Raw genomic sequence first — 11010 nt, forward strand, 5'->3', positions numbered from 1 at the left:
TCATGACCAAGACTCCTCAGTCAGAACCGCTACGTATCGCTATACTCGCAGGAGGCCTCAGTCACGAACGGGATATTTCGCTACGCTCAGGCAACCGTGTAGCCCAGGTTCTCAAGCAGGATGGGCATTCCGTGCTCGTCCTCGACGTCGACGCCCGTATGATTAGTTCTCTACGCGCTTTCGGCCCTGATGTAGTATGGCCCTTAGTTCATGGAAGCCACGGTGAGGACGGTGGACTTCAGAACACTCTTATCGCACTGGGGCTTCCTTATGTTGGCACACATTCGGATGGGTGCCAGCGTTCGTCCTTCAAGCCGACTGCTAAGGCTACCGTACGAACCGGCGGCGTACTTACCCCGGATTCCCTCACGCTGCCACGCGCATACTTTAGCCAGTTAGGCGCTCAAGACGTTCTCGGTGTTGTTGCTGGGCACCTAGGGTTTCCACTTGTCGTCAAGCCAAATCAAGGCGGTTCAGGTCTTGGTGTATCCGTCGCCTTTAACGCAGATGAACTTCGGGCGGCAATGGTTGCTTGCTTCTCCTATGACGACCGTGCGCTTATTGAGAAGTATGTTGAAGGAACAGAGATTGCGGTGTCTGTTGTCGATACCGGAGCGGGACCACGTGCACTACCCCCGGTCGAAGTAGTTTCTCAAGGTCAATACGACTTCGATGCGAGATACAATCCTGGTCGGTCTGAATACTTTGTGCCAGCCAGACTTAGCGGTGACGATGCAGACAAGGTCAAAGAGACAGCTCTGGCGGTTCACCGCACGCTAGGCCTTGGTAATCTGTCGCGGACCGACTTAATTCTCGACGCCCACGGCACACCCTGGTTTATTGACGTCAATGTAGTCCCTGGAATGACAGAAAACTCACTTCTACCCATGGCCATCAAAGCAGATGAGGAACTTGGGGACCTCTATGATGCCTTGGTGAGAAATCCTTTGGTCCAGCCCTAATGCTTCACTATCGTTCTACCAGTTATGCCGCAGGTGACGAGGGTAGTCATGTCTATATACAGCGCCAGCAATAGGCTCTGACGTCTCAGGAGAGTTCTTTCTGATAGTCTTCCGTGCGGCTCTGCTACTGCAGACGCGTATATCCACGGTTGTCAATAACAGCAATATCCGTTTCTAGCGGATGCCCGTTTCTGTTCCAGTACCTGCTGCATTGATAGTAACATCGGTATAGTTCGCCTGGATGTCAACTTCCTGGTTTAAAATTCATAACAAATACTAGGCGAATATTACCTTTCAACACTTCAACACACTTGGTGACAGAGAAGTTAGCGCAGGCACACCAAGACCTCGCTAAGTCGCTATATAACTCACATATGGTAGCTTCAACTATTCTATGTGTGGAAGGTAGATTCCCACAGGCAATCACGCATGCATGATAACCAGCAGAATGCATTAACATTATTCACTCATTGAAGTGGATTAGCGGTTTGTGCTGGCACTACCTGTAAGTAGCCTTCCGGCAGCGGAGTCCGCATTCACTGCGCCACCCATTCGTTCTGCCCCCAGTGGACCTTTGCATTGAGGTGTCAGCACATAACGATCAAACCCACCACCCTTTAGGCCACAAAAGTGATTCGTATATTATATATAGATCATTTTGTACATAAAATGGTATTGACACCCCGTCTTACCACACATACGCCATGTTAAAGACATTGTCCACTCGTGGGTCATTTACTGCGCATATAGCTTTCATCGACCCGCTCCTATATGGTGAGAGTCTTCGCTTAGCGCCACCATCATCCTGTAGCAGGATATTTCATAACTCGACTTTTAAAGTACCATGCAGTATGGGGCTTGGTATCCATAGTCCACACAGCAACTACCAGCAAATACGGCGTATTGGACTATTGCCTATATTCTGCACACCACTCTATATCTCGTCGGTTATGTTAACTGAGGAGTTCGGTTAATTACCGTCAACACAGTAACCTATAATGGCCACCAGATGTCACTACAAATACCTTTATGTGTTGTTAGTGATCTACACACACCTCTGGTACTGAGCAGCCTTAGCACCCAACATTACTACTATTATCGTACTCTAGTTATACTCCCCATGACCCGTTGAGCATATATATGTGTGCGACTGTGCCGGGATTCATTTGGTATATACATTCCTAAGACATAGCCTTAACCTCGAGCCAGTGTACAACTATCTGTACAGTAGCGAATAATCACCTGTAGCACGGCCTGATCATAGTGCCTATCCACAAATACGCTCACCCATGGGGTTTAATAATAACTGTAGTCTACCTAGTTCAAGCGTCACCTAAGCTGTCGCAGCCCTTGAACTATATTTTATTCACGCAAGACACTACCTTGGCTCAGTGCATGTAATAATGAATGCTACAAACCATTTGCGTCTGTACAACACACGGTATGTATGCTAGCGGAACCAGTTTGTAACAGAAATCTCTAATGAGTCGACGTGATTTTCACATGCTACATGCGATAAGTAAGCATGTTTCACGTGAAACACTTCCTTGCAACCAGAAGCACCTGCTCGTGAATACTCAGCGCGAATGTTTCCGTGTCCACGCTAGGACCTTTGTATACGGGACTGATTCATGCACCGACGTCTGCTCCCATACTGTAGGTGCGACGAATCACTTGCACGTGAAGTGTTAATGTTAGGTCTATACAGATCGACACATGTCTGCACCCGGGCTCTATCCGACCTAGGAAGAATGTGATGATCAGGCAATTAATAACCATTTTGAGTATTAATGTGTAAACAATACTTTCGAATAACTAAAGTATCGTGAGTATATCTTCGTACTGTAAAGTACTATTCATCGAAAAAACGCAATTAACGATCCTACTGCACATCCCAAGTACAGAAATATGTAAAACACTTCGGTATTATCGCGAATCAGTTCACAACACGGTACGCCAATGGGGCAAATGAGCCTGTCTATTGTCTAACGATCACGTTTCACGTACATCTCTGCGGACGCTTTCGCCAGCGACAGTTGCTAGGCAACGAGTTAATAGTTCGCGATCGACATATCGAGTATGGAATTACATGCCATCAAAAAGTTATACGCATCTAACACACAACACACTCACCTATATGTAGAAACTGCTATGTATATCAAGCAACTATAGTTGGTACAGGCACCGTGTATATGTCTGCATTGTCAAAACCTATGCGCAATTTTCATTGATGCGAAGTATCAGCAGACTAATACTGCGATCAACTTGTTCCCAACACTGAGTCATCACGCCATGTTTCACGTGAAACAGTTACATGTAAAACTGCATGTGTTTACTGCACCGCATGCAGCAAGCGACGGGAAACAATATCAAGACAAACTTATCCCAGCTATCGAAAAATCAACAGTCTAGTTTGCATACATTACACGTCCGTCCGAACGACAACGAAGCAGCCTACATACGCAACAAGAGCGACTATTAGCAATCACAACTTCCGATACACAGTACTAAGTATAGCAAGTCAAAACAGCCAGAGCAGCATGAAGTACCATAACCGAACAATAACTTGAAAAGCGCGAATAGGTCGATAGAAAGCCATTTGACATGAACCGCACTTCATACTACCCTCTGAAAGGCAAGGCACCTTGCGTCCATGCCTAGTTATATCGCCTCGATAAGTAACGACATACAAACAAGACATCCATTAATGAACAATCGACAACAAGTTGCCGCGTCTAAAATCGACAAAATATACGAGAGTCAAACCCAAGTAATACTTCAAGGACAATAGAGTCCACCGTCTCATCGACACAAGCACGCACTACCGCTCCACAGCAGCACATACTGTATTCGTGGAACAACTTTGTCATGCAGACAAAAAAATACTGCAAGACACTACTCACATAGCGTCGATAACCTATTAAGGCAAGAGAAAATATGATAAATATATGCCGCTCAGTAAAACAGTCGCACAAAGGAGCACATGCACATACACGAAAACGAACCAATAAAGGAAGCACATCAATATAGTAGATCTACGGAAGCGCACAACGATACCTCTATAGAGAAGCTATGTGCACAGGCCGATACCCGCATGCCTCAGAGACGAACGACTACTCCTCGTCAAGTGAGGTACCCGGCGCCAATGCACTCACGATCCGGGCCAAGTCTTCGTCACCAGCAAACTCAATGGTAATACGGCCTTTTTTTGCGCCCTTCGTCACTTTAACCCTAGTATCAAATGCATCGGATAAGCGAGTTGACAGTGCTGGTAAAGGAGTACTACGGGTGCGGAGACTCTTGGATTGCTGTCGAGAAGAGTCCGATTCTTCATGAAGAGCCACCATCTCTTCAGTGGCACGAACAGATAGGCCTTCTGCAACAACTCGTTGCGCCATGCGCTCCATTGCATCAACATGCGAAAGCCCCAGAAGAGCGCGAGCATGTCCGGCCGAGAGTACGCCAGCGGCAAGCCTCCGCTGCACCAGTGGAGGAAGCTTCATAAGCCGCAGCGTATTGGAAATCTGTGAACGCGATATCGATATCCTATCAGACAGTTCAGCCTGAGTGCAACCAAAGTCCTCAAGTAACTGCTGGTAAGCAGCAGCCTCTTCCAGGGGATTCAACTGCACGCGATGAAGATTTTCCAACAACGCGTTGCGCAGCATATCAACGTCGTCAGTGTCCCGGACCACCGCAGGAATGTTATCCAGTGACGCTTCTTTTGCCGCGCGAAGTCGACGTTCACCTAAGATAAGTTCAAAGCGTTCCTCCTCCAGTTCTCCCTGAGAGGCAGAGCGACGCACCACAATAGGCTGCAATAGCCCCACTTCTGTAATAGAAGCAGCGAGTTCGGAGATATCTTCTTCGTCGAAGACCTGACGCGGTTGCCGTGGATTAGGATCAATAAGTTCTACTGGGATCTCAGCAAACGTCGCTCCAGGAACTGGAACAAGCTCCTCTCCCTCATCTGCAGCTGCCCGACTAGGATGGGCTTTCCCGGCAAAAGTTGTCTGGCGGCCAGAACGACCTCGACCATCGCGAGCGGAGGTATCATTTGGCACCTCGCGATCGCTCTTGCGGCTGCTACGCTTCCCGGACACCCGGCGGTCTCCAGTCGGGGCCGCCACATCATGGCGACGGCTAACTGAAGACGTTTCACGTGAAACATACGGAAAATCGTCAGACACGCCACTCTCAGGCACATCAGCACCTGAACCTCCATGAATGTCACGATCCGATTGGGGAATCCGCCGTTCCTCTGATGATTCTTTTCCAGATGGCTTAGTCTGCTTCACTGGCCGCCCTGCGTCTGTATCATCTTTCGATACTATCGAACCGTCCCGTTCGGACTGTGCAGATTCATTACGAGCAGAGTCCGCTGCCTCAGTAGTAATTGCATGGGTGTTCCCAGCAGCAGAACCTTCCACCAAATCAAAACTATCTTCCCTGCTATCTGGGAAAAATACGTCGGACGGGCGACTAGAACTAACCGTTTCTTTTTGAGCATCGGGAATAAGCGCCTGGAGCCCACGTCCAAGACCTCTCCTCTTTTGAGCCATCAGGAATCGCCACCTTCCTTGTCGGAGGATCCTCTAAAAGCAACCTCGCGTGCCATCTTCATATAAGCAATTGCTCCAGTCGACCGAGGATCCCAGAACACCACAGGAGCACCAAACGAGGGCGCTTCGGCAACCCGGATGGAACGCGGTATTTTAGTCTCTAGGGTTGCATCCGGAAAGTAAGTGCGAACCTCGGACTCAACTTCACGTGACAATGTGGTACGTCCGTCAAACATAGTCAGCACAATCATCGACACTCCAAGTCCCGGGTTATGCACCTGAGCAATCCTATCGATAGATCTGGTAAGAAGAGCCAGACCTTCCAATGCATAATACTCTGCTTGCATAGGAATAAGAACTTCATGAGCTGCAACAAACGCATTGATAGTCATTATACCGAGGCTAGGTGGACAGTCCACAATGACATAGTCTAGATGCTGCTGATCTTCCTGCTCACGAAACTCCAGGTAGTCAGTCAACGCCGTCCTTAGCCGAGACTCTCTCTCCGAGGTCTCAATTAACTCAATCTCAACAGCAGCAACATCTATTGTTGCCGGCACACACAATAAAGTGTCGCTGAATCTAGTTGTCGCGACAACATCCCTTATCGGGACTCCGTCAACCAGTATATCGTAAATCGACTGGACATCCTCATCATGTTCAACCCCCAAAGCCGTAGAAGCGTTGCCCTGTGAATCCGCATCAATGAGCAATACATGCAGCCCGCCTTGCGCCAATGCTGCAGCTAGATTTACTGCAGTAGAGGTTTTGCCCACGCCACCCTTCTGATTGGCGACAGCCACAATGCGCGTCTTCTCAGGACGAGGATAACCCCCCAAGGTCATCTCATCCAGTGCGACGCGATCTGCCTGGAGCTGATCGAAGATAGATGATCCCGACAACCTGGTCCTCCTCGGACGACAAACCCGGTCGCTGCTGCTAACCAGGTACTAGGCAGTCTACGCGAGGAGTACGGCAGCTAGCTGACCACCGCGCCGAACTTCAACGGGTGTTTATGGGATACTCTACACGCCTAAGTTCAACAACCCGTGCAAACCGATCACCCGGCAGCGACACCTCATGAATGACAGGTATAGATAACTTAAACCTATCTATATCAGATCTTGCCTTTTTTATCTCTGTCTCCACCCTGTCCCCTTTGAGAGCGATGAGACACCCATCGTCCCGCACAAGAGGAGCCGCCAACTGAATCAATTTCGATAGACTAGCAACCGCCCGAGCAGTAACGACATCGTACCGCTCACGAATATGTTCAGCACGCTCACGCCGCACCGTCACTCGCCTCAAGCCCAGTTCATCCACCACGTCACGAAGCCACTGTGCTCTACGTTCCATGGCATCAACAAGGACAACGTCGAGATCAGGTCTAAGTAACGCAATCACCACGCCGGGGAAACCTGCTCCTGAACCAATATCGACAACCTGACCGCTGTTGGGAAGAAAAGGTGCAACCGCCGCGGAGTTAACAAGGTGTCGGCTCCACAATCGTGGAAGCTCATTAGGTCCTATGATTCCTTTCAACTGACCTTGCCTACTAAGCATATTAGCGAAATGCTCCGCCGCTGAAAAAGCATCGCCAAAAAATTCCCTCACTTCTTCATGGGGAAATTCGATCTCATTATCAACAACTTCAGCATTCATCGTAAACCCGCTGCCTGAACCATTCGGTCCCATTTAAAGTAACTGCTGTACTGCCATCTATAAGACTATTTAATACCCCTCCAAAATACATATATTTTAAAACAACAAACTGCCCTATCCACAATGCGTGTTACCATTACTAACCACGGACGAAGTCATTACCGCCCACTCGGCAACAATCCAAACCTAAACCTATCTCTTATTGACAGAGAGTCATACCCCGTCATGTAACATCCTCGCTACAAGTATCCCTCTACCGTCTTACCTGTCCACATAAAAATTGCCACTCCGTCAATTGCTCACGTCCTCCCTGCTTATGATCGCTATATTGTCTTAGCAATATAATCCACAGCATTATCTTTCGCAGGACTAACCACAACATGCCGATATGGTTCAGCACCTTCAGATCCCGAAACTAATCCAGCGGAAGCTACAACGTCATGACAAATTTTCCTTTCAAAAGGATTCATTGGAGCCAAGGCAACCGGTTCGCCTGAGAGAAGAACCTTTGTAATAGCCTCTTCTGCAACCTTGGCTAACTCATGCCGACGAGAGACACGATATTCATTGATATCAAGCATGAGTCGCGAACGACTACCAGTACGTGTCTGCACGGCAAGACGAGTCAGATCTTGGACCGCTTCCAGAATCTCGCCGTTATCGCCCACAAGAGCCGCCAAGTCACGCTCGTCACCTTCATCAGAGGCGACAACAGCAATCGACGCCCGGCCGTGAGCGACATCAATGTCAATATCACCCCCAATATCAGCAATATCCAAAAACTCTTCAAGATAGTCCGCGCCTATCTCGCCTTCCTCCTCCAAATGGGATACCATATCAATCGGCATCGCATTGTCACTCATTGCTATCCGTTCTCTTTAAGGTAGTGGATACTTTAAAACAGTAATTCGAAGCATAAACCATGTCAAGTACAGGCTCAACGCCAAAATCACTTTCATCGATGGTGCCTCTTCTTGCGCTTCGCTGCTGTCCGCCTACGGGCACGAGCACGTTTCTCATAGCGGCGTCGAGCAATTTGTTCATCAGTTAGTTCGCCAGAACTGGATGACGTCGTTGCGATTGTGCTATCGCGATGGTCGTCATCCCGGCTCCAAGAGTCAGTCTCTTCCTCCCCCGTTGGAACAGCATCCCTACGAGCCTCATGAGCTAGCGCAGCCGCCCGGCCAGGTCTCCTTTTCCTGTCCTTACGCACCGGCTGGCGACGCTGTCCACCCGAATGAGCATTGGCCCCGGCTTTGGCAGCGGCCTCAGCACGCTCCTCTTCTTCCAGTGAAGGAAGCCCTTTACGAGCCCGTTTAGCATTGACGCGCGCGCGATACTTCTTTTCCGCCTCCGACCCCGGAGCAGGCATATTACGAATCGTAAAAAATTGTTGTCCCAGTGTCCAGATATTGGATGTCACCCAGTATACTAAGACGCCGATCTGGAACTGAACCCCGCTAACCGCAAAGATGAGCGGCATCACCATGATCATTATCCTCTGAGACCGGATCATGGGGTTGTCCGAATTCTTGGCGGACTCTGGCATGTTCTTCATGCTCAACTGCGCCATAGTGTACCACTGCGTCACCGACATAATAATAATCATGATGACGGTAACAACTCTTACCTGCACATCCGGTGTGTTTACGAAAGAAGCTGAGAGATGTGCGCCGAACACGTTGGAGGCTTGAATGTCTGACGCAATATCGGCGGTCAACGGACCTATGGAACTTCGACCATTATATGAGCCTTCTGCGACACGCTGTAGTGAAGCAAGCACCCGAAACAATGCTATAAATACCGGCATCTGCACGAGAAGCGGCAGACAGGAAGAAAGTGGGTTAGTACCATGCTTACGGTACAGCGCCATCATCTCCTCCTGCTGGCGCTGCTGCGACACAGGGTCTTTCTTACCCTTATATTTTTCCCGAAGTGCTTGCATCTCGGGTTGCATCAACTGCATTCCACGAGACGATCTTATCTGCCTGAACATTAACGGCATAATTAGGACGCGGACGACAACGGTAAGACCGATGATCGACAAGACCCAAGCAATCCCTGGACCGTCCTGAAATCCTAGGAAGACCAGAAGGTCATGAATATGAACCATGACCCACGCGACTACAACACTAAGGGGCCATAGTATGCTGTCCATATATGCTCCTAGCCGTCAAGAAACTACCAAACCATTAGGCAGATCACCTGCGTCTCCGCCCGCATGTCAGCGATTGTGCGATTCCCATAAAATTTGGACACAGCAACTTCTCCGAGCCAGATGGATAAGTTAATGTGCGTTACTGTTTAAGGAAACGTGGAACATCGCGGGGGAGAGTATAGCGCCATCGACCCTTGTCAGGAACATGGTCGACACCACCCAATGTCATTGGGTTGCAGCGCAGTAATCGCCATACTGTAAGTACCAGTCCTTTAATTATACCATGAGCCTCAACAGCTCCAAATGCATATGAAGAACAGCTTGGATAATAACGGCATCTAGCCGGAAATGCAGGAGAGATATATCTCTGATAAAAGGCCAGAAGGGACAGCACCACAACACGAGCGACCTGACGCACCCGATAACTCATTGCAACTACTGCGACCAGAACTGAGCTAGTCATTGTCGCGGCCTCTTTTCATACAAGTGATGACACTTCCGAAGAAGCGCATCAAATTCTTTACCGAGGTCAGCACTTGGGATACCGTCCGCACTAGATAGAACACGAACAATCAATCTTGATCCGGGCTGCATCAACTCGACGCGACTGGATAGAAGACCGCGGAGCCGACGCTTGACACGGTTACGATGTGTCGCCAGAGGAATCTGCTTTTTGGACACTGTCAAGCCGATACGCGTAGGTGAGTCTTCCCCACTGGAAGCCAAGTATAAGTAAAGCACCATATTCCGGCTACCGCTGCGCACGCCACCTCGTATCACAGAGGAGAAGTCATCGCCCCGGACCAGACGATTCCTTGCGTCAAGCACCTCAGACAGTGAGACGTGCACGTCCCTTACGGCGACGAGATGCAAGAACCGCACGACCTGCTCGGGTCCGCATACGCTTGCGGAAACCGTGCACTCTAGAACGCCTACGGTTGCTGGGCTGATAGGTCCGCTTGGTCACGGCTAGACTCCTGGTTGAGGTATGTTCCCGCAGCATCGCGGTGTGCTACGACGCTGCGACGTGCGGTTGGCCCATGGGTTGGGACGGGAGACCGCACATGTAGCGACACTACAGTACGGATCATACGAACCAAGGTCAAACGCGTGCCGTCAAGGCAACGAGGGAACATCTGTCACCCAGACAGTATTTATATGTTTCTCTAGCCACAATTTTTAGGTACCGCAGTGACTCCCTGCTAGGGCCGAGGATCCACTCATGCGAGCCACCCACATAGCCCGCAGGTACCCGGGGCACTTAGCCCCTTTGGGTGGTGTGACATCAGAAGCCAGATCATGCGCCTGGCTCCGAGTTGAATGGTGACACCGATAAGTTTCCGAGAATTAATCACTTTTCCCTGTTACCAAGAGCACGACCCCCCACCGCAACTGTCCCAAGGTGCTTTGTGGACACTACTTCGTCTAGTCCCTGTGTGAACTGTGGATACCATGCTTGACGGACGCCATCACTCCCGAACCACAGGCTGCGTCGCCACGGAGAGATCCTTGTCGGCATGAGCACGCACTGCCCACACACCTTAATGTGATCGAGAACTCGCCTGTCTCCCCAGATGTGGACAAGTCTGTGGATAAACATGCATCATGTCCTCCGTCAGCCAGTATGGCTGGTACACCATGAAGTCATGCCTGTCAGGAGTCTATC

General features: G+C 49.6%; 9 protein-coding genes. 1 reads left to right on the plus strand and 8 read right to left on the minus strand.

Translation table 11 applies throughout. The features are described 5' to 3' along the window. The first annotated feature begins 2 nt into the window (after nucleotides 1-2). Nucleotides 3-962 carry a D-alanine--D-alanine ligase family protein gene (locus D5R93_RS12920; RefSeq protein ID WP_119835373.1) on the plus strand — a complete coding sequence of 320 codons (960 nt, stop codon included), beginning with the start codon at nucleotides 3-5 and terminating at the stop codon, nucleotides 960-962. Between the two features lie 3113 nt (nucleotides 963-4075). Here the strand turns inward: D5R93_RS12920 and D5R93_RS12925 are convergent. From D5R93_RS12925 to rpmH, 8 genes are all read right to left on the minus strand, one after another. Further along, nucleotides 4076-5524, minus strand: coding sequence for a ParB/RepB/Spo0J family partition protein (locus tag D5R93_RS12925; RefSeq protein ID WP_120206109.1), 1449 nt, complete (start codon nucleotides 5522-5524; stop codon nucleotides 4076-4078). Then, nucleotides 5524-6426: a ParA family protein gene (locus tag D5R93_RS12930; RefSeq protein WP_120205637.1), complete on the minus strand. Its 903-nt coding sequence runs from the start codon at nucleotides 6424-6426 to the stop codon at nucleotides 5524-5526. Before D5R93_RS12930 ends, D5R93_RS12925 begins: the two co-directional genes overlap by 1 nt. A 100-nt stretch (nucleotides 6427-6526) precedes the next feature. Next, the gene (rsmG, locus tag D5R93_RS12935; RefSeq protein WP_120205639.1) at nucleotides 6527-7186 is read right to left on the minus strand and encodes a 16S rRNA (guanine(527)-N(7))-methyltransferase RsmG; all 660 of its coding nucleotides are present in this window, start codon (nucleotides 7184-7186) and stop codon (nucleotides 6527-6529) included. Nucleotides 7187-7509: 323 nt separating this feature from the next. Then, complete coding sequence (locus D5R93_RS12940) at nucleotides 7510-8049, minus strand: Jag family protein (RefSeq protein ID WP_119835370.1); 540 nt, start codon at nucleotides 8047-8049, stop codon at nucleotides 7510-7512. A 92-nt stretch (nucleotides 8050-8141) separates the two neighbouring features. Beyond that, on the minus strand, nucleotides 8142-9344 hold the full coding sequence (gene yidC, locus D5R93_RS12945) for a membrane protein insertase YidC (protein ID WP_120205641.1): 1203 nt from the start codon (nucleotides 9342-9344) through the stop codon (nucleotides 8142-8144). A 139-nt stretch (nucleotides 9345-9483) separates the two neighbouring features. Continuing rightward, nucleotides 9484-9774 (minus strand): membrane protein insertion efficiency factor YidD, encoded by a 291-nt coding sequence (gene yidD, locus D5R93_RS12950; RefSeq protein ID WP_120205644.1) that lies wholly within the window; start codon nucleotides 9772-9774, stop codon nucleotides 9484-9486. 29 nt (nucleotides 9775-9803) lie between these two features. After that, complete coding sequence (gene rnpA / locus D5R93_RS12955; protein ID WP_341466831.1) at nucleotides 9804-10226, minus strand: ribonuclease P protein component; 423 nt, start codon at nucleotides 10224-10226, stop codon at nucleotides 9804-9806. Then, the gene (gene rpmH, locus D5R93_RS12960; RefSeq protein ID WP_119835366.1) at nucleotides 10174-10311 is read right to left on the minus strand and encodes a 50S ribosomal protein L34; all 138 of its coding nucleotides are present in this window, start codon (nucleotides 10309-10311) and stop codon (nucleotides 10174-10176) included. The genes rnpA and rpmH overlap by 53 nt, the downstream gene beginning before the upstream one ends. Nucleotides 10312-11010 lie beyond the last annotated feature (699 nt).

Source organism: Actinomyces lilanjuaniae, from assembly GCF_003606385.1.
Classification (GTDB): Bacteria; Actinomycetota; Actinomycetes; order Actinomycetales; family Actinomycetaceae; genus Actinomyces; species Actinomyces lilanjuaniae.

Excerpts from the sequence above, each read along its gene's own strand:
- D5R93_RS12940 (WP_119835370.1), bottom strand. The coding sequence starts at position 8,049 with ATGAGTGACAATGCGATGCCGATTGATATGGTATCCCATTTGGAGGAG.
- D5R93_RS12925 (WP_120206109.1), bottom strand. The coding sequence starts at position 5,524 with ATGGCTCAAAAGAGGAGAGGTCTTGGACGTGGGCTCCAGGCGCTTATT.
- rsmG (WP_120205639.1), bottom strand. The coding sequence starts at position 7,186 with ATGAATGCTGAAGTTGTTGATAATGAGATCGAATTTCCCCATGAAGAA.
- D5R93_RS12920 (WP_119835373.1), top strand. The coding sequence starts at position 3 with ATGACCAAGACTCCTCAGTCAGAACCGCTACGTATCGCTATACTCGCA.
- yidC (WP_120205641.1), bottom strand. The coding sequence starts at position 9,344 with ATGGACAGCATACTATGGCCCCTTAGTGTTGTAGTCGCGTGGGTCATG.
- yidD (WP_120205644.1), bottom strand. The coding sequence starts at position 9,774 with ATGAGTTATCGGGTGCGTCAGGTCGCTCGTGTTGTGGTGCTGTCCCTT.